This window comes from Candidatus Binataceae bacterium, assembly GCA_035650475.1.
GTDB lineage: Bacteria > Desulfobacterota > Binatia > Binatales > Binataceae > JAKAVN01.
The window spans coordinates 238,459-255,469 of record DASRHP010000009.1 but is presented as its reverse complement, the minus strand read 5'-3'; the positions used below and the strand labels follow the sequence as shown (position 1 = coordinate 255,469).

Annotated in this window: 16 protein-coding genes; 3 read left to right on the top strand and 13 right to left on the bottom strand. The window is 67.7% G+C overall.

Annotated elements, in window-relative coordinates; translation table 11 throughout:
* Positions 1–59 precede the first annotated feature (59 nt).
* Positions 60–2,501, top strand: a complete 2,442-nt coding sequence (locus VFB33_07450; protein HZO81517.1) for an MMPL family transporter — start codon at positions 60–62, stop codon at positions 2,499–2,501.
* 462 nt (positions 2,502–2,963) lie between these two features.
* Here the strand turns inward: VFB33_07450 and VFB33_07445 are convergent, their stop codons facing one another.
* The 7 genes from VFB33_07445 to VFB33_07415 form a co-directional block, all read right to left on the bottom strand.
* Positions 2,964–3,515, bottom strand: a complete 552-nt coding sequence (locus VFB33_07445; protein HZO81516.1) for a hypothetical protein — start codon at positions 3,513–3,515, stop codon at positions 2,964–2,966.
* Between the two features lie 95 nt (positions 3,516–3,610).
* A complete protein-coding gene (locus tag VFB33_07440; protein HZO81515.1) occupies positions 3,611–4,195 on the bottom strand; it encodes a TIGR00730 family Rossman fold protein in 585 nt (194 codons plus the stop codon).
* Between the two features lie 374 nt (positions 4,196–4,569).
* Positions 4,570–5,775, bottom strand: a complete 1,206-nt coding sequence (locus VFB33_07435) for a DEAD/DEAH box helicase (protein HZO81514.1) — start codon at positions 5,773–5,775, stop codon at positions 4,570–4,572.
* Between the two features lie 217 nt (positions 5,776–5,992).
* The gene (gene recA / locus VFB33_07430; GenBank protein ID HZO81513.1) at positions 5,993–7,078 is read right to left on the bottom strand and encodes a recombinase RecA; all 1,086 of its coding nucleotides are present in this window, start codon (positions 7,076–7,078) and stop codon (positions 5,993–5,995) included.
* Between the two features lie 106 nt (positions 7,079–7,184).
* Positions 7,185–7,802, bottom strand: coding sequence for an RNA 2',3'-cyclic phosphodiesterase (gene thpR / locus VFB33_07425; protein HZO81512.1), 618 nt, complete (start codon positions 7,800–7,802; stop codon positions 7,185–7,187).
* The gene (locus tag VFB33_07420) at positions 7,802–8,404 is read right to left on the bottom strand and encodes a 2-hydroxychromene-2-carboxylate isomerase (GenBank protein ID HZO81511.1); all 603 of its coding nucleotides are present in this window, start codon (positions 8,402–8,404) and stop codon (positions 7,802–7,804) included. Before VFB33_07420 ends, thpR begins: the two co-directional genes overlap by 1 nt.
* A gap of 39 nt (positions 8,405–8,443) precedes the next feature.
* Positions 8,444–9,352, bottom strand: a complete 909-nt coding sequence (locus tag VFB33_07415; protein ID HZO81510.1) for a DUF3108 domain-containing protein — start codon at positions 9,350–9,352, stop codon at positions 8,444–8,446.
* Between the two features lie 127 nt (positions 9,353–9,479).
* On the opposite strand from VFB33_07415, the gene VFB33_07410 reads away from it, so the two are divergent.
* Entirely contained in the window at positions 9,480–10,154 is a 675-nt protein-coding gene (locus VFB33_07410) for a HEAT repeat domain-containing protein (GenBank protein ID HZO81509.1), read from the top strand.
* 140 nt (positions 10,155–10,294) lie between these two features.
* Here VFB33_07410 and VFB33_07405 read toward each other — a convergent pair whose 3' ends face one another.
* Positions 10,295–10,744, bottom strand: a complete 450-nt coding sequence (locus VFB33_07405; GenBank protein ID HZO81508.1) for a hypothetical protein — start codon at positions 10,742–10,744, stop codon at positions 10,295–10,297.
* Between the two features lie 264 nt (positions 10,745–11,008).
* Here VFB33_07405 and VFB33_07400 point away from each other — a divergent pair, with 264 nt between their 5' ends.
* The gene (locus VFB33_07400) at positions 11,009–11,968 is read left to right on the top strand and encodes a hypothetical protein (protein ID HZO81507.1); all 960 of its coding nucleotides are present in this window, start codon (positions 11,009–11,011) and stop codon (positions 11,966–11,968) included.
* Between the two features lie 121 nt (positions 11,969–12,089).
* Here VFB33_07400 and VFB33_07395 read toward each other — a convergent pair whose 3' ends face one another.
* The 5 genes from VFB33_07395 to VFB33_07375 all read right to left on the bottom strand — a co-directional run bounded on the left by VFB33_07395 (position 12,090) and on the right by VFB33_07375 (position 16,877).
* Positions 12,090–13,391, bottom strand: coding sequence for a DUF1501 domain-containing protein (locus VFB33_07395; GenBank protein ID HZO81506.1), 1,302 nt, complete (start codon positions 13,389–13,391; stop codon positions 12,090–12,092).
* Positions 13,392–13,422: 31 nt separating this feature from the next.
* Complete coding sequence (locus tag VFB33_07390) at positions 13,423–15,045, bottom strand: DUF1800 domain-containing protein (protein ID HZO81505.1); 1,623 nt, start codon at positions 15,043–15,045, stop codon at positions 13,423–13,425.
* 157 nt (positions 15,046–15,202) lie between these two features.
* A complete protein-coding gene (locus tag VFB33_07385; GenBank protein HZO81504.1) occupies positions 15,203–15,658 on the bottom strand; it encodes a hypothetical protein in 456 nt (151 codons plus the stop codon).
* A 188-nt stretch (positions 15,659–15,846) separates the two neighbouring features.
* Positions 15,847–16,227, bottom strand: coding sequence for a hypothetical protein (locus VFB33_07380; GenBank protein ID HZO81503.1), 381 nt, complete (start codon positions 16,225–16,227; stop codon positions 15,847–15,849).
* A gap of 200 nt (positions 16,228–16,427) precedes the next feature.
* Positions 16,428–16,877 carry a DUF721 domain-containing protein gene (locus tag VFB33_07375; GenBank protein ID HZO81502.1) on the bottom strand — a complete coding sequence of 150 codons (450 nt, stop codon included), beginning with the start codon at positions 16,875–16,877 and terminating at the stop codon, positions 16,428–16,430.
* Between the last annotated feature and the right edge of the window lie 134 nt (positions 16,878–17,011).

Here is a 17,011-nt window from a genome sequence, read left to right as displayed (position 1 = left end):
GCCCCCGAAAAACGTGCTATGAGGGGGGAACCATTCGACCGTCCGCCGGGGCGCTAGCGATGGCGACTGCCAGCGGCGAGCAAGACCGGGGGATGGGCGCATTCATCGTACGCAATCGCGCGCCCGTCGGGGGCGTGCTGCTCGCGATCACGCTGTTCATGGCGTTCTGGGCGGCGCACGTCCCGATTGCTACCCGCTTCGAGGATCTGTTTCCCGCCGGCCACCCCAACGTGCTGCTCTATCGTAAGTTCCGCCGCCAGTACGGCGGGGCGCAGCAGCTGGTGCTGATGCTGCGCGTCGGCCGCGGCGACATCTTCAACTTCCGCACCTTGCAGGCGATCCAGGACATGACGCGCGAGGTGGACAAGCTGCCCGGCGTCAATCATAACGAGGTCTTCTCGCTCGCTTCCTACCGCGTACTCTACGCGCGCGCCGAGCCCGGCGCGCTGGTCTCCTCGCCCTATATGTATCCGCACGTGCCGCGCACGCCGCAGCAGCTCGACGCGCTCAAAGGCGTCGTACGCTCCCATCTCCAGCAGCTCGCCGGCCTAGTCACGCGCGATGAGCGCGGCGCGGTTGTGATCGCGAGCTTCAACGAGAGCGGGCTCGACTACAAGGCGCTGTTCGACGGCGTCGAGCGGATAATCGCCGAGCATGAGGACGCTAACACGCGGATCTACGCGAGCGGCGCCGCGATGTTCGCGGCGTGGGGCTACCATTACCTCGCCCGCATCGGACTAATCTTCCTGCTCTCGGCCGCGCTGATGGCGCTGCTCGCGTTCGTCGCGCTGGGACGGCGCACCGGATGGTGGGCGCCGCTCGCGACCGGGGCGTGCTCGACGATCTGGGGGCTCGGCTTCGTCGGGATGCGCGGCTTCAACTTCGACCCGGTGATGCTGGTGGTGCCGTTTATCCTTACCGCGCGCGACCTCGGCCACGGCATCCAGTGGCACGGCCAATACTACGAGGAACTCGACCGCCACGGCGACAATCTGCGCGCCTGCGCGGCGACGTTCGACGCGATGGCGGCGCCGGGGCTGCTCGCGGTGCTTGCCAACGTCGCCGGCATCGTGTTCGTCGCGCTCAGCGACGTTCCGGCCCTGCGCCAGATCGGACTTGGCGGCGCGGTGTGGCTGGGCGCAAGCCTGGCGATGGTGTTCGTTTTCCAGCCGCTCCTGATGAGCTACCTGCCGACGCCACAGCGGCGCAGATCGCCGCTGCTCGACCGCTTGGACGGCGCGGCCGCTCGATGGCGCGCGCCGGTCGGACGGCTGGCCGCCTTCCCGACTCGTCCGGGCTTTGGACGCGGCGTGCTCATCGCCGCCGGCGTCGGGGTGATGATCGCCGCAATCGCGGCCGCGCGCGAGGTGCGCGTCGGCTACCAGACCGCGGGCACTCCGATCTATCGGCCCGAGGCGAAGATTAACCGCGACACCGCCGAGATCGGCAAGCTTCTGCCGACCAACTCGGGATGGGTAATCGTGGACGGACCCGGCTACCCGAGCTCGCAATCGGCGGTAGGGATCGAGACCCTGCGGATGGCCGACGACCTCGCCAGCTACCTGATGGCGCGCGGCGACGCGGTCGCGGTGCTCGGCTTCGGCACGCTGGCGAGCAAGCCGATGAACATGCTGCTGCACAACGGCTATCCCAAGTACTTTGCACTGCCCAACACCAATCAGCTCAGCGCCAATTTGTGGGGATTCTTCTTCGCGGCGGCCGCCCCCGACGAGCCGCAGGCCTACTTCGCCTACGCGCCGGCGATGAACAACACCTGTATCCGCCTGCTCCTGCCCGACCATACCAATGCCCGCCTGATCCGCCTGCGCCGCGACCTCGACGCTTTCGCCCGCGAGCGCGTCGCCAACGACCCTGCGCTCGACCAGGTAAAGGTGCGCTATCTCGGCGGCGAGGCCGGGCTGTATCTGGCCACCGACGACGTGATGGCGCGGATCAACCGGACCAACCTCGAACTGGTGCTAGCGGCGATCCTGCTGTGCTGCGCACTGATTTTCCGCTCGCTCGCCGCGGGGATTGTTTTCGCGCTGGCGTGCGTGATGGCGAACTTCGGCGCCTTCCTTTACATGAACGCGCGCGGGATCGGCCTGACCGTCGATACTATCCCGGTTATCTCACTGGGTGTCGGACTGGGTATCGACTACGCGATCTACACGGTCGCGCGCATCCGCGACGAAGTGCGCCAAGGGCGCGCGTTGGACGACGCGACCGTGGCCGCTCTGCGCACAACCGGCGTGTGGGTGTTCGCGACCTACGTGGTGATGGCGGGCGGGATGGCGCCGTGGGTGTTCTCGCCGCTGCTGTTTCACAACGAGATGAGCTCGATGCTCATCCTGCTGATGACGGCCAACCTGATCGTCGGACTGTTCATCCTGCCCGCATTCGTCGCCTGGCGCCGCCCGCGGTTTATCGTGCGGTACGAATCCGCGAGTTTGTCCGCCGCCGCGCCGTCCGCCGTGTTAGCCGGCGCCCGCTCCCGCTAGCGCGGTGACGGCCTACCCCGGCTTAGCCAGAATGGCTCAACATCCTGCGGCGGCCACCCCGCCTGATTGGATCGAAAAAGCGAGAAAGAGGTTCCTGCTTTTTAGACCACTGTAGGAAGCCACCTAGGCAAGGCTGCCTTTGTGGAGTCCTCCGAGGTGCGCCGCTACTGCGGCTCGCCCTGCTCGGCGACGCGGCGCAGCTCTTCGAGCCAGCCCTGATGCCCGCGCACCAGCATCCGGCGCCAGACACCAGCGCGCCAGCGCCGGCATCCATCCGCGCTGCGTCTCTTCGGTGACCACCCGACATTCCGCGCAACGCGATGATCGCGGCGCGCCAGGTGGCGACGGACGGCAGCGGCGCGGCGCCGGCGGCGGGCGCGGCAAGCTGAGCGGCGCGCGGAGATGCGCCCGCGCGGCCTTGGCGCCGCGCCGGCAGAAGCCACGCGACGCGCGGCAATTCGACTACTGCTGAGGCGCGAGGCTGCGCAGCATGTGCATGAAGTCCTGTGCCATCTGCGCGGCTGGCGTGAAGCGATAAGCGACCCACACGCATCCGGCGAATACCGCCAGCAGCAGCGCCGCCAGCGGCATCCCGGCGTACCACGGCGCGGTGATCGAGCGCTCCAGCTCGGAGAGCGGGCGCTGGACGACCAGCGCGACGTCGTCGTGGATATTGCGGTAGGAATCGCGCACCTCGCCGATCAGATGGCTGCGCACGGCGGCGGGGTCTTCGACGCCCTCGCCGCTAAAGCGCAGGATCTCGTGAAACTGCGCCAGCACGCGCTCGGCATGGTCGGCCACGATCTTGAGATACTGCGAAGGAATCTGGCGCAGGTTGCTGCGCTCAAGCTGACGGAACAGCTCCAGGGTCTTCTCGAAATAGGCGAGCCCGCCGCGGAAGCTCAGATCGCGCTCGCGCAAGTCGTCGCGCGCGAGGTCGGCGGTCCTGATCGCGCTCAGCTGCTTAAGCGCGGCGGCCAGCCGCGCACGCTCGTTGCGTGCCGATGAAGCCATCGAAGCTCACCCCCAAGCCCCCTCGCACGCGATTATAATATGCCATCCGGACTAAAAGATAGAGCTTTTAAGCGGCTGTATTTGCTCTACCAGTCTCATAGCGCAGCGAAACGCCGATTGTCGTGTGGCCACGCCGGCGCGCTCCGGATCGCCTCCAGCACCTGCTCGGGTTCCTCGACCACCGACCACATCTGGAGATGGCGGCGGTCCATGAAGCGCTTTGCGACCGCAGCCTCGAGCAGCTCGACCAGCGGGCGGTAGAAGCCGGCGGTGTTGACGATCACGATCGCGCCGCCGAACAGTCCGAGCCGCTTCCATGTAATTGCCTCGAACAGTTCCTCGAACGTGCCGCATCCACCGGGCAGTGCGACCACCGCGTCCACGGCGTCGATCATCAGGCGCTTGCGCTCGTGCATGTCATTGACCACGACCAGCTCGCTCAGCCCGGGGTGCGCCCATTCGAGGTCGTACATGAATTGCGGAATCACTCCGACCACGCGTCCGCCGGCGGCCAGCGCCGCGCTCGCCAGATGGCCCATCGAGCCCACGCTGCCACCGCCATACACCACGGTGATTCCCGCGCGCGCCAGCTCGTGTCCGAGCCGCGCGGCGGCCTGATGGTAGGTCGGATCACACTGGCGGCTCGAGGCACAATAAACGCATACCCGCCGGATCGTCATGGACGGATCGTAGCGAAGCCGCCGCCCCGCTTGAAGCGATGAATAAGCGCGGCCGCAACTCAGGCGCGCATCGCCGGCATGACAACGGTCGTCTTGCGCTCGTGCTTTCCCGGATGCATGAAGGCGACGCGCGGCGCACAACCTGGCAATTAGACAATCATCGTTCAGAATTGCGCCTGACTTCCAGGCGCGCACACACTCTGGCTCAGCTTTCCGCCTGCGCGAAGTTCGAAGCCGTAACCGCGGTCGTCGTTGGGTGCAAACGCGCAAGCGGTCAGGCCTGCATGGCCGACCATCTCGATAGGTGCTCGACGCCGAGAACCTCTTCGGCGCGCGGATTACCTGGCGCGGATAGCAGCGCGGCAGTGGGCCCGCTAGCCCCAGCGCGAGCGGACGCGGGCGCGCGAGCGGATGCCCGAGGAGCTGAACAACGTCACCGGCCGCGGCGCCTTGACCTCGGGCGCCTCGAAGCCCTCGAGGCTCTGGCGCTTGATCTCCTCGCCCAGCGAGCGCTCGATCTGGCCCAGCGCGACGCGCTCCTGCGGAGTGACCAGGCTTATCGCCTCGCCCTCGCGCCCCATCCGCGCCGTGCGCCCGATGCGGTGGATGTAGCTTTCGGCATCCTCGGGGAGGTCGAAGTTGATGACGTGCGAGACGCCCGGGATGTCGAGCCCGCGCGCGGCGACGTCGGTCGCCACCATCACGCGGCAAGCCCCCTGCTTGAACGACTTGAGCGCAGCGTTGCGCTCGGCCTGCGAGCGCTCGCCGTGGATCACGGCGGCGCGCACGGCGTTGCGCTTGAGCACCTTGCCGATATGATCGGCGCGCACGCGGGTGCGGGTGAAGACGATGGCGCTGTGGACCTCGGGCTTGGCCAGGATCTCCAGCAACATCGCCTCCTTGTCGGCCCACTGGACCGGATAGATGGTCTGGCGGATGGTCGGCGGCGGCGCGGCCTTTTTGCCGATGGTGATGCGCTCCGGATGGCGCAGGAACTCGCGCGCGATCGCTTCCGGCCCCGCACCCATCGTCGCCGAGAACATCATCGTCTGTCGCTCGCCCGGCACCGCCCGCATCACGCGCCGCAACTGCGGCAGGAAGCCCATGTCAAGCAGGCGGTCGGCCTCGTCGATTACCACCACTTCGGCGTGGGCGAGCTTGACGTGTCCCTGCTCCATCAGGTCGATCAGCCGGCCAGGGCACGCGATCAGCACCTGCGCGCCGGCGCGCAGCTCGTCGATCTGCCGGCGCATCGACTCGCCGCCGACGATCACCGCCGCGCGCAGTCCGGTGTGGCGCGCGAGCAGCTTGAACTCGTTGGCGACCTGGGCGGCCAGCTCGCGCGTCGGCGTTATTACCAGCGCGCTTTGCGGCCGGCGCGGTTTGCGATGGAGCCGTTCGATGAGCGGGATGAGGAAGGCCGCGGTCTTGCCGCTGCCGGTCTCGGCGCTGACCACCAGGTCGCGCCCCTCAAGGGCGATCGGAATGGTCTCGCTCTGGACCGGCGTGGGCTGATGATAGCCGCAGTCGCCGATGGCACGTTTGAGTTCGGGCGCGAGGTGAAACGAATTGAAGGGCAAAGCTTACACTTCGGCCGTCGCGCGCGAATCGCGGCGCGGCCTTTCCGTTGATTTGAAGCTGGTGGTGCGGCGCGGTCTAAACCAGCGCCCTGGGTCGGCCTCAGCAGGCATCTTGTCTTATTAGCTTACAGAGCCCGCCCGGCCAATTCAACGGCGGTCGGCGCATACGCCGCGGACAGCGTGCAACCGCCCTCCATACCCTTGAGGCGCCCGCGCGCTAGCCGCGCCGGCGCGGGGCGGCGGGCGCAGGCGCCTCGGCCGCCTCGCCGTGGCCGTCCTCGGATGACGGCAGCACGGGCGCAGGGCCGCCCTTGACCGCCAGCTTGTGGCGTACCTTGGACTCGATCTCGTCGGCCAAGGCGGGATTGGCCTTGAGCAGGTCGCGCGCGTTCTCGCGCCCCTGGCCAATGCGCTCGCCGTTGTAGGAGTACCACGCGCCGAGCTTCTCGATGATCCCGTGCTCGACCGCGAGGTCCACCAGTTCGCCCTCCTTGGAAATTCCCGAGCCGTAGAGGATATCGAACTCGGCCTCGCGGAAAGGCGGCGCGACCTTGTTCTTGACCACCTTGACCTTGGTGCGCGAGCCGATGACCTCGTTGGCGTTCTTGAGCGTGCCGATGCGGCGGATGTCGATGCGGATGGAGCTGTAGAACTTCAGCGCGTTGCCGCCGGTGGTGGTCTCCGGATTGCCAAACATCACCCCGATCTTCATCCGGATCTGGTTGATGAAGATCACGATCGTGCGCGAGCGCGCGATGATCGAGGTCAGCTTGCGCAGCGCCTGCGACATCAGCCGCGCCTGCAGACCCATCTGCGGCTCACCCATCTCGCCCTCGATCTCGGCGCGCGGCACCAGCGCGGCCACCGAGTCGATCACCAGCACGTCCACCGCGCCCGACTGCACCAGGGTCTCGGCGATCTCGAGCGCCTGCTCACCGTTGTCGGGCTGCGAAATGAGCAGGTCCTCGACGTTGACGCCGAGCTTGCGCGCGTAGGCGGCGTCGAGCGCGTGCTCGGCGTCGATGAAGGCGCCGATGCCGCCCTGCTTCTGCGCCTCGGCGATACACTCCAGGGCGAGCGTGGTCTTGCCCGAGGATTCCGGGCCGTAGATCTCGACCACCCGCCCGCGCGGCAGTCCGCCGACGCCGAGCGCGAGGTCCAGCCCCAGCGAACCGGTCGAGACGACCGAGAGGTCGGCCTCGACTGCCTGCTCGCCGAGCTTCATGATCGAACCCTTGCCGAATTGCTTCTCGATCTGGCTGAGCGCCAGGTCAAGCGCTTTACTCTTGATGTCCTGCGCCATGACTTACCCCGCCGGGCGGGCCTTTGACTTTTTCTGTAAGCGAATCTTGCCACAAACGGCGGCGGATAGCGCTAGGTGTCCGCAAATCGGTCCACAGCGCCGGCCGCTAGTTTTCACCCGCCACGCCCGCCGGCCGGCCGCCGCCAAAAGGGAAGACGGCAAGCTCGGTGTAGGTCGAGGCCTGCGGGCCCGGCTCGCTGCGATAGAGCACTAACCGCTCGACCCGCGAGACGCCAAAGCGCAGCGCGGCCACGGCTTCGAACTTCGGGCGCAGCGCGCGCCACGCGCGCGGCGTGCGCACGCGCGCGATCGTCAGATGAGGCAGGTAGCCGCGCCGCTCGCGTTGAAAGCCGCACCGCTCGGCCGCTTCGGCGACCCGTCCGGCCAGCGCAATCAGCTCCGGGGCGTGCAGGCCAACCCACAGCACACGCGGGCGCGCCGCGTCGGGCAGCACGCCGGCCCCGCGCACCTCGAGGTCGAATGGCGCGGTCTCGGCCGCTATCTCCTCCAGCGCATAGGCGACCGGCACCAGCCGCTCGCGAATCACCGCCGGGCCCAGGAAGAACAGGGTGAGATGGAAGTTCGACGGCCGCACCCATCGGATGCCGTCGTCGGGCGCCTTGAGCCGGTCGATCAGCGCCGTGATCGCCGCCTCCACCGCGGGATCGAGTTTGAGCGCGATGAACGCGCGTACCGTCTCGGGCAGCGCCGCTGTGTCGATCATCAGCCGGCGGAGAGCCGATGCTCAACCAGCACCAGGCGGTCGTTGCCGAAAAACATGTCGCCGTCGACGAACATCGTGGGCGAGCCGAAGCCGCCGCGCGCGACCAGCTCGTCGGTGTTCGCGCGCAGCTTCTCCTTGTATTCGGAAGCGGCGATCTTGCCAAAGAACTCGTCTTCGTCCAGCCCCACCGCGCGCACGACGTCGCGCAGGACGTCGTCGCGGCTGATGTCGCGGTCCTCGCCCCAGTAGGCCTCGAACACCCGACGCGAGTAGGACGAGATCTTGCCGTGCTCGTGGGCAACGAACGCGCCGCGCATCGCCTTGACTGAGTTGACCGGAAACACAGTCGGCTGGCCGATCTTCAGCCCGTACAACCGTGCCCAGTCCTGAAGGTCTTTCTGGGAGTAGCGCGCCTTGGCTTTGACCGGCCGCTCGCGGCTCTCGTAGACCGACGGGTTGACCGCGTTGAACACGCCGCCGACCAGGATCGGCCGCCAGACGAGCGCGGCGCCGTGGCGGCGGGCGACCTCCTCGATGCGGCTGAAGGCGAGGTAGGTCCACGGGCTGGAGCAGTCGTAAAAAAACTCGAGTTGCTTGGCCATACCCTGAGCCATAGCACAGCCGCCGCGCGCGCTAAAACTTCAGTCCTGCGCCGACTCCGGGCGCGCGCCGTCGATGATTTTGACCAGGTCGATGCGCACGCTGCCGATGAATACGGCCGACTCCACGCGCAGCGGGAGGCGGCGCGCGTCGGCCGATACCCACAGCACTGTATCGTGCGCCTTGTCGTTGACCTCGCCGTCGCTCAGGTAGCTGACCGACGGCACGATCCGCCAGGCGTCGAACTCGCCGAGCGGCGTGCCGATGCGCTCGCGGCGCACGACGCGCAGGTTGAAGACGTAGCGGGTCGTCCCGCTGAAGGCGTCAAAGGTGAACGTCTCGCCGGCCGCGAGCGGTTGGCTCAGCGCCATCAGCGCCGCCGACACCGGCCCGGAAGGATTGTCGGAGAGAAAGGCGCGCCGCTGCACGCCGCGCGGTCCATGCTTGATTAGGGTGACGACGCCCCTGCGATGGTTGAAGGTTACATCGAAGGTATCGTGGCGGCGCCCCTCGTTCTGGCGGATGTACAGTTCGGCGGGTTCGAGCGAGTCGGCGGCGAAGTTCTCGCGCAGATAATCGCGCATCCGGTAGAGCTTGTCGGTGAGCCGGTTGGTGTTGATCCAGATCTCGGCGGTCAGCATCGCCGGGTTCGCGTAGTCCGGATGGAGCACGACCTTGCCGCCAGCGGCCGGAATCCCGATCCAGGAGGCCTGGTAGATAAGCTGCTCGCCAGGATGAAATGGAAGCGGGCCGGGCGAGTAATCGGGCACCAGGACGCCGTCGGGCAGCGGCTTGGGCTGCGCGGCCGGGTCGGGCGCAGCGCGTTTTGCGCCACGACGCGCTGGCGGCGCGCCCGTGGCCGCGCCGGCGATCATCAGGGCGGCGAACGCCAGCGCCGCGGCCGCGCGCCCCCCGCGCTTCCACGTACTTGCAATGAAAGCCACTTTCATCGATGATTCTGCCCAAACTCGCGGGAGCATGGAATTGTCAAAGCGGCTCATTTTTGGTGCAGCCCTGGCGGTTGGGCTCGCAGCCGCTCCCGGACTGGCGCGCGCACAGTACGGAGGCCCGGCGGCGATGCAACAGCAGAACATGCTGAGCACGCTGATGAACGGCCCCACCGGCATGCAGCGTCCGGACAGCAAATCCGCCGACGAGCTCATTACCGAGGCCAAGAAGGGGATGGCCGACGTCGATCCGCGGGTGCGCGCCGAAGCGCTCGACAAGCTGCGCGACGTGAGCGACCCTAAGGCGCGCGGGCTGCTGATGCAGGGTCTGGTGGACCAAGACATCCGGGTCAGGATCCGCGCGATCGACATCCTGGGCGCGCAGCAGAACACCGCCGCCGTGCCGCTGATGACCCAGCAGCTGTTCCTGCGCGATACTCCGGCGGTGGTCAAGGTGCATATCGTCGCGGCGCTGGGCCGGATCGGCGACTCGCGCGGGACCTTGCCGATCATCAGCTTTCTCAAGGAGGCTGACGACGCGCGCAGCCGCGGGACCGCGGTCTTCGCGTTGGGCGAGATCGGCGACCCGCGCGCCAACGACATCCTGATCCAGACCGTCACCAACGATAAGAGCGCGATGGTGCGCAAGCTGGCCCAGGAGTCGCTCGAGAAGATCGACGGCGAGCTGCCCACCGCGCACAGCCAGCAGATCGCCGCCGAGCGCCTCAAGCAGATGATCCCGACCGATCAGCGGCTGTCCAAGATGCGCCAGATGGATCAGGAGCTGCACAAGCTCGGCCAGTAGCGCCTCGCCGCGCGGCACAACCAAATTCCACTCCGGTTTCGTTTCAACTGCGGGGCCCGCGGCGGCGCGCGCTCACCGCTTTGCCCAGAAGAAAAGGGCGGGACCGTAAGGGGGAGAAACTCCAGCCCCGCCCGACAGAACTAGCGCAAGTCAGCGCGGCGGCGAGCGGCGTTGATGCTCACCACCGAGCCGCTGTCGGTGCTGAACAGGTCAACGTGCCGGCCGTTGAACATCACCAGGTCGTAATCAGCAGGCACGCCGGTGCAGGTGTTCGACGTGGAAGTGATCGCTAGCGTGCCGGTGCCGTTGGCGGCGATCGAATAGGTGCCGGCGATATCGCTGGAGCACACAATGCCGCCGACGTTGACGTTGAGCGAGCCGCTGAAGTTGCCCTTGCCGTCGGGCCGCAGAATTCCGCCGCCCGCCATCGGCACGTCGGGCGTATCGATCGTCGTGCCGTGCAGCGCGAACGGATAGACGCCGTGGAAATTGACGTTGCCGAAGCCAATCCCGTCGTCCGCCCGGGCCATCCCGACGCCCGCCAGCACGAGCATCCCTGCGGCCGCCATCGCGACTATCGCCTTGCGCATCTGTTGTGGTACCTCCCGGTCGAGTCGTATCGAGCGCATCCGCTCGATCGACGAGTACGAAATGCCGACCGCACGGTTACGCGCCTTGAGAAGCGCCAGACGGGGCCCGCCTGCTGCGCGCTGAGCGAATGGCCGTCGCCGCTTGGCGGCGGCTTTCTACCGCGGCCCGTGTTCGGCAGCGCCGCGCGAGCGACATCACGCGCGCCAGAAATCGGGCGCGGGCGACGAGACTCGCGCCAGCAAGAGGCATGGTAGGCTGTGCCTGTGGGTTGGCCGGCGCATAGGACCATCACCGCCGCGCTGTTGGCGGGGCCGGCGCTGCTCGGCGGATGCGTCGCGGCGGCGCAGCATCGCCAGGAGATGCTGCACCAGACCGTCACCGTGCTCAACGAGTCGCAGATCATGGTGATGACCGGCGACCTCTCGCTGCCGCACAGGCTGCTGGGTGAAATCAGGTACAGCGAGCCGCTCTCGGCCGAGGCGATCGATACCTCGCACATCGATCGCAGGCTGCGCAGCATCGCGATCGAGCGCTACCAGGACCGCGTCGACGCCATCACACATTTGACGAGCGGCCCGAGCGGCGACGGCAGCATCTTCGAGGTCTCCGCGCAGGCGGTCGAGGTCATCGGGCCGTGCGCCTTCTGCCGCCACAAGGAAGTGCTCCGCGTCGACGAGCCCAATCCCGCCCAGCGCGAAGTTGCGGCGCCGATGCTCGCGATCGGCGACACCTGGGTCGTGAGGCTCGAAGGCGCCGATGGCGCGTCCACCGACGGCGCGATCAAGGTGACCGGCGTCTCGGGCAAGCGCGTGACGATAAACTGGTTTGGCCACCGCAACCTCTACACGGCCGACGGCAACCTGATCGCCGGCCACGTCGGGCTGATCGAGGGCTCGTTCGATCCCGATCTCGGCACCTTCGATTTTCCGCTGTGGCCGGGCAAGAAATGGTCGAAGGACTGGATGCTGAAGACGGACCAGGGGCGGATCGCGGGCACCACGCACGGACAGGCGCTGGGCTGGGAGAAGGTAACCGTGCCGGCGGGCACGCTCGACGCGCTCAAGGTCGAGATCGAATACCGGACCGGGCTCTCCGACGTGAAGATGAGCTGCTGGTACGCGCCGGAGGTAGCCGCGCTCGCCAAATGCGACACCACCGATCCCGACTTCAAAAGCCAGGAGCTGGTTTCGTACCGCCCGGCCGGGGCGGGCGTTTCACACTGAGTTGTCCGCGCGCGCAGAGACGCCCGTCCGCTGAGACGCGCCGCTGGGTATAGGGTGCCGTTCTCATCGTGCCGTCGTTGCGGCGCCCGTGCCCGACGTGCGCGGGGAATCCTCGGTCTCTTCAGACGCGGATGAGCGTCGCGGTGTGGCCGGTAGGACGCGGGCGTCTGGGGAAAACCCGATCGATCTGGGCGTCGCCGAGCCCCAGATGGGTATTGAGCACGGCCGCGATCGGCTCGCGGAAATCCGTCGTCACCGCGAGGTCGCGCTCCTGGTAGAGATGCTGCGTTGAGAGCCCGGGCCACGCGGCGTAAACCTTGCCGCCGCGCACCGGCCCGCCCATCACCCACATCACGTTGCCATGCCCGTGATCGGTGCCGCCGTTGCCGTTCTGGCGCACGGTGCGTCCGAACTCGGAGATCACCACCACGACGGTGTCCTGATAGTGCGGGCCGAGCGCGGCGGCTAAGCTCGCCAGCCCCTCGCCCAAGGGTTTGAGATGATTGGCGAGTTGGCCGCGCGACGAGCCCTCATTTACGTGGGTGTCCCATCCGCCGAGCGCTAGGAAGGCGAGTCGGATCGTCGGGTCGTGCGCGATAAGCCGCGCCAGCCGCGCGGTGTCGTCGGGGAAGCCGGCCGGGGATGGCGCGCCGTTGTCGGCCTCGCGCATGTCCGCCTCGAGCTCGGCGAGCAGGCGCTTGCGCGCCATGCGCCCTTCGCGATACGCGCGGCTGAGCGCGTCGCCGCCCTGGTACATGCGGTCGAAGGCGGCTTCGATAATTGGCCGATCCAGCGGCATCGGACGCGCCGCCGCGCGGCCGAGCGGGAGGTTGGCGACCGCCATACGGCCCGACAGAATACGCGGCACTGCGGGACCGAGGCTGAGCGCCTCGGTCGGTCCGTGCTGGCCGGGCAGCGCGCCTAGCACGCGATTCATCCATCCGTCGGCAGTGCTCTTCATGCCGGGCGTGCCGCTTTCCATGTAGTCTTGGGCGTCGAAGTGCGAGCGCGTGGGATCGGGCGAGCCGCAGGCGTGAACGAAGGCGAGTGTGCCTTCGCGCCAGCGCGGCTCGAGGGCGGCGAGCGCGGGATGGAGTCCGAAGAAGCCGTCGAGGTTGACTACGCCGCCCTCGCCGCCGGCGCGCGGGAGCGCGATCGTCGGGCGCGCGTCGTAGTAGTCGGGCTCGCCGTGCGGCACGACGACATTGAGGCCGTCCACCGCGCCGCGCAGGAAGATCACGACCAGCCGCTTGCGGCTGGTATCGCCGGCGGCGGCGCGCGCCGCCCATGCGTACGGGCTCAGCATTAGGACGCCGCCCGCCGCGCCGAGCATCGCCGCACGTTTGAGAAATTCGCGCCGGCTATGCGCGCCGGCGCAGGCTTCCGCCGCGCCGCCCCATCGCTCGCCTTCGCATCTGCTCACGCCACTGGCTCCATATCCACGCCGCGATTTTTCAGCAGACCATAAACTCCGGGCATCCGAGGACGAGCGCGGCGCGCAGCTCCGCGGGCGCAGCCTGGATCGCCTCGCGCGTATTGGCCGAGAGCGCGCCCGCGCCGAGCGTCGCTTGGAGCGCGCCGGCATCGAGCGGCTGCATCCTCGCGACTCCGCCCGCGCGCATCATCGCGCCGCCCGCGCTCGCGGCGGGCCGCTTAAACCTGACGTGGAAGGCTTTCGCGCCGGCGGCGGTTTCGAACGGCGGGGCGAGCAGCGGCAGATGCCCCTGGCCGAGCGCGGCGGCGAAGCTCAGTCGCATCATCATCGCGTCCGGGTTGAGCCACGCCTCGCGCACGTCGGGGTAGCCGTCGGGCGTCTCATGCCCATACGGCGCCATCCCCATCATCGCCATCGCGCCGAACAACGGGCGGTAGTTGGTGATGTGGTCCACGCCGGCCAGGCGCGCGGCCGAGATGACGTAGTCGTACGGGGTCTTGAATTTCGCACCGTAGTAGCGCTCGTCCCAGAACTCGGGGCTCAAGAAGAGTGTCTGGAGTGTGGCCCGGATGTCGCCTTGGCTCTGCACAAAGCGCTCGGCCATCCGCGCGACCAGCGCGGGCGGCGGATCGTCGGCGACGAAGTGCTGCGCGAGCTGGAAGCTCAGATGGCGCGCGGTGGCGGGCGCGCGCGCGAGCAGGTCAAGCGCCTGCTCGCCCTCAGCGAGTCCGGCCGCGCCGCGGTAGGTCGCGCCAAGCAAGATCTGATCGCTGAAATCGTGGCGGCGCGGATCGAAATAAAAGCCGTACTGGTCGCCTACGGCGCCCGCCGGCGGCAGGCGGCGGTGCGCACGCCACGTCCGCCATCGCCTCCGCTCCATGCCCATCGCCCCCGGACGCATCGCGCCCATCCGCATCGCCGCGCCGCCGGGCTTGCGCAGGCCCCATCCGGTCAGAATATGGGCGAGCGCGGTGACGTCGGCCTGCGTGTAACCGCCGTTTACGCCCAGCGTGTGCAGTTCCATCACCTCGCGCGCGTAGTTCTCGTTGATGCCCTCGAATTTGCCGCGCCGGCCGGGGCTGTCGGGCCCGGTGTTCTGCCAGTTGTCGAGGTAGAAGAGCATCGCGGGATGCTTCGCGGTCGCGCCGAGCAGCATACGGAAGCGGCCCATCGTATGCGGCCGGACCGCCTCCTGTTCGTAGGCGCCGACCCACAGATGGCACAGGCCCTTGCCGGCGAAGACGTTGAAGTGGTTGAACCAGAAGGCCGCCATCACCTCCTGCAACTGCCGCGGGCCGTAGATCGCGCGCATCAACCGCGCCTCGACCGCCTCCTGCAAGATCACGCGCGCGCGCTGGCGCGCCGCCTTTTGCGCGTCCTTGTCGCCCTTGGCCTGGCGCACCGGGAGCTGGAAGGCCTCAAACAGCTCGACCGGCGTCATGTGCAGCGTGCGCATCGCGGCGATCCGCTGCACCAGCGCGGGCGGCTCGGGAATCGATTCGGGATTGAGCTGCTCGCGGATATAGCGCTCGACGCCGATCTGATTGACTCGCTCGACGTCGCCGGGTCGCGGCCCGTAGGCGAGCCGGTTGAGCGCGTGGAGCGCGCGCTTGTGCTGCGGCATGTTGCCGACCTGGAGCATCGAGCGCCTCGCCGGGCGTCCGGCCCGGCCGTTCCACAATACGAAGGGCGGTGTGCACGGTTTCGCCGCCCCACCAGCGCGCGGCGCGCGCAAAGCAAAGCGGGACGGGAGATGAACCCCGTCCCGCCTTCGAATCGTGCGTCAGACGCGGAGCGCGCTACGGATTGGAAGAGCCCGCCGCGGGCGGCGCGGCCGATTCGGACGGCTTGGCCTCGGCGGCGTTGCCGTCGGACTTCTTCTCCATCTGCTTGGCCTTGGCCCGATGATGCATCGCCACCTTGCGCGGATGGCCGTGGACGCCTTCGAGGTAGTTGCCCGGGTTGGCCAGGAAGCGCTCCTTGGAGCCCGGGTACTTGCTGAAGAAGCGGTTCAGCTCTGGATACTTCTTGAGGAAGTCATTGTCGTCGGCGAGGCTCGGATTGGTGGCCAGCCGGCGCGCCATCTTGCGATGGGCGATCGCGAGCTGGCCGAAGTCGTGCAGCTCCTCCATCGCGATGCCCTTCGTGTCCATCTCGCCGACGATGGTGACCTGTTGCTGGGCTTGGGCAAATGCAGGCGCCGCAATTCCGCCCGCCATCAGCAGCGCAACAGCCAGCGATAAGGTCCGTCTCATGTAGATGTCCTCCCTGCGCCCGGTGAAAACATTAGGCGGTTGGCAGGCCCGCGCATAACCGGGCCTGGATTGTGGCGCACTACTTTGCGCAGCTTTAGCTTAGCGTTGCAGCGGCGATGGGGCAAAAGCGGGGCGAGGGAGTTTCCCCCGCCCCGCCGAGGCGATCCGGACTGCGTGGAATCCGCAGCCTAGCGGGTTTCCTCGCGATGCTTGGCTTTGGCCTCGGACATTCCGAGGTACTTGCCGGGGTTGGCAAGGAAGCGCTTCTGCGAACCCGGATAGTCGTTGAAGAACTGCTGCAGGTCGGGATACTTCGCCAGAAAGCCGGAGTCCTGCGCGAGGTTGGGATTCTGCTTGAGTCGGCGGGTCATCCGGTGATGCTGCACGCGCAGTTCTCTGAAGGCCTGCATCTCGCTCTTGTGCTTCTTCTTGGCCGGCGCGCTGGGCGCCGCCGCCGAGGCCGCGGGCGCTGCGGCCGGGGCCGCGGGCGCTTCGCCCTGGGCCTGCGCCAGTCCCCAGCTGGCGCCAAGGAACAGTGCGCCAACCAACATCGAAGTGATCCGTTTCATTCCTCGTCCCCTCCCATAGTGAGTTGGTTCGTTCGGAGCGACGTATCATGCCGCCGCGCCGCGCCGCAACGCCCTCGGCGCCGCTGCGTGCGTCCGCTTCGGCGCATCTTACGCATGGCGCGCGTCCGAGGCCAGCGCATCGCGCCTGTCTTGCGCACGATTTCGGCCGTGCGAGAGCGCACGGACAGGAGAGAATTGCGCTAGCGCGAGGCGCGGCCCCAGGCCTCGATGAGGCTCTCGAAGGCGCGGCGCAGCTCGGGGTCCTTGAGCTCGGGCAGCTCGATCGCGCGGCGCGGCGCGCGCGGCACCGGACGCAGACGGGTGCGCGGCTGGCGGCGGCTGAGCCGCCCTTGAACGAAGCGCAGGTCGCGTACAGCGTCGTCACCGATCCGCGCGCGTAAGCGATCGAGAATCTGCGGCTTGAGCAGGTTGAGCTCCTGAATCCACATCGCGCCGGAGACCTTGACCACAGCGGTGTGGAACTTGAGGCCGACGATCTCGGTGCGGCGCGCGACGGCCTCGCCGACCACCTCGGGCCAGGCCGAGATAAGGCGTACGATGGCGAAGTGGCCCTCGGAGTCTAGCCGGTCGATTAGCGCGCCGAGCGTGCTGGCGATGGGCTCGGGAGCCTTGCGTTTGCGCAGCGCCATCGCGGGTTACGATACGCCTGTCGGTGGGCAGTGCAATTGTGTCCGCCCAATGACGGCAGAAAAATCAGATCGTTCATCAACAGGCCGACAATCAAAGCCCTCATCGAGTATGTGCTTGAAGAATAAGGCATTCC

What these genes read in the sequence shown, in the direction of transcription:
- VFB33_07445 (HZO81516.1), bottom strand. Translation starts at nt 3,515, where the DNA reads ATGGCTTCATCGGCACGCAACGAGCGTGCGCGGCTGGCCGCCGCGCTT.
- VFB33_07380 (HZO81503.1), bottom strand. Translation starts at nt 16,227, where the DNA reads ATGAAACGGATCACTTCGATGTTGGTTGGCGCACTGTTCCTTGGCGCC.
- thpR (HZO81512.1), bottom strand. Translation starts at nt 7,802, where the DNA reads ATGATCGACACAGCGGCGCTGCCCGAGACGGTACGCGCGTTCATCGCG.
- VFB33_07390 (HZO81505.1), bottom strand. Translation starts at nt 15,045, where the DNA reads ATGCTCCAGGTCGGCAACATGCCGCAGCACAAGCGCGCGCTCCACGCG.
- VFB33_07410 (HZO81509.1), top strand. Translation starts at nt 9,480, where the DNA reads ATGCAACAGCAGAACATGCTGAGCACGCTGATGAACGGCCCCACCGGC.
- recA (HZO81513.1), bottom strand. Translation starts at nt 7,078, where the DNA reads ATGGCGCAGGACATCAAGAGTAAAGCGCTTGACCTGGCGCTCAGCCAG.
- VFB33_07405 (HZO81508.1), bottom strand. Translation starts at nt 10,744, where the DNA reads ATGCGCAAGGCGATAGTCGCGATGGCGGCCGCAGGGATGCTCGTGCTG.
- VFB33_07450 (HZO81517.1), top strand. Translation starts at nt 60, where the DNA reads ATGGCGACTGCCAGCGGCGAGCAAGACCGGGGGATGGGCGCATTCATC.
- VFB33_07385 (HZO81504.1), bottom strand. Translation starts at nt 15,658, where the DNA reads ATGAGACGGACCTTATCGCTGGCTGTTGCGCTGCTGATGGCGGGCGGA.
- VFB33_07440 (HZO81515.1), bottom strand. Translation starts at nt 4,195, where the DNA reads ATGACGATCCGGCGGGTATGCGTTTATTGTGCCTCGAGCCGCCAGTGT.
- VFB33_07375 (HZO81502.1), bottom strand. Translation starts at nt 16,877, where the DNA reads ATGGCGCTGCGCAAACGCAAGGCTCCCGAGCCCATCGCCAGCACGCTC.
- VFB33_07420 (HZO81511.1), bottom strand. Translation starts at nt 8,404, where the DNA reads ATGGCCAAGCAACTCGAGTTTTTTTACGACTGCTCCAGCCCGTGGACC.
- VFB33_07415 (HZO81510.1), bottom strand. Translation starts at nt 9,352, where the DNA reads ATGAAAGTGGCTTTCATTGCAAGTACGTGGAAGCGCGGGGGGCGCGCG.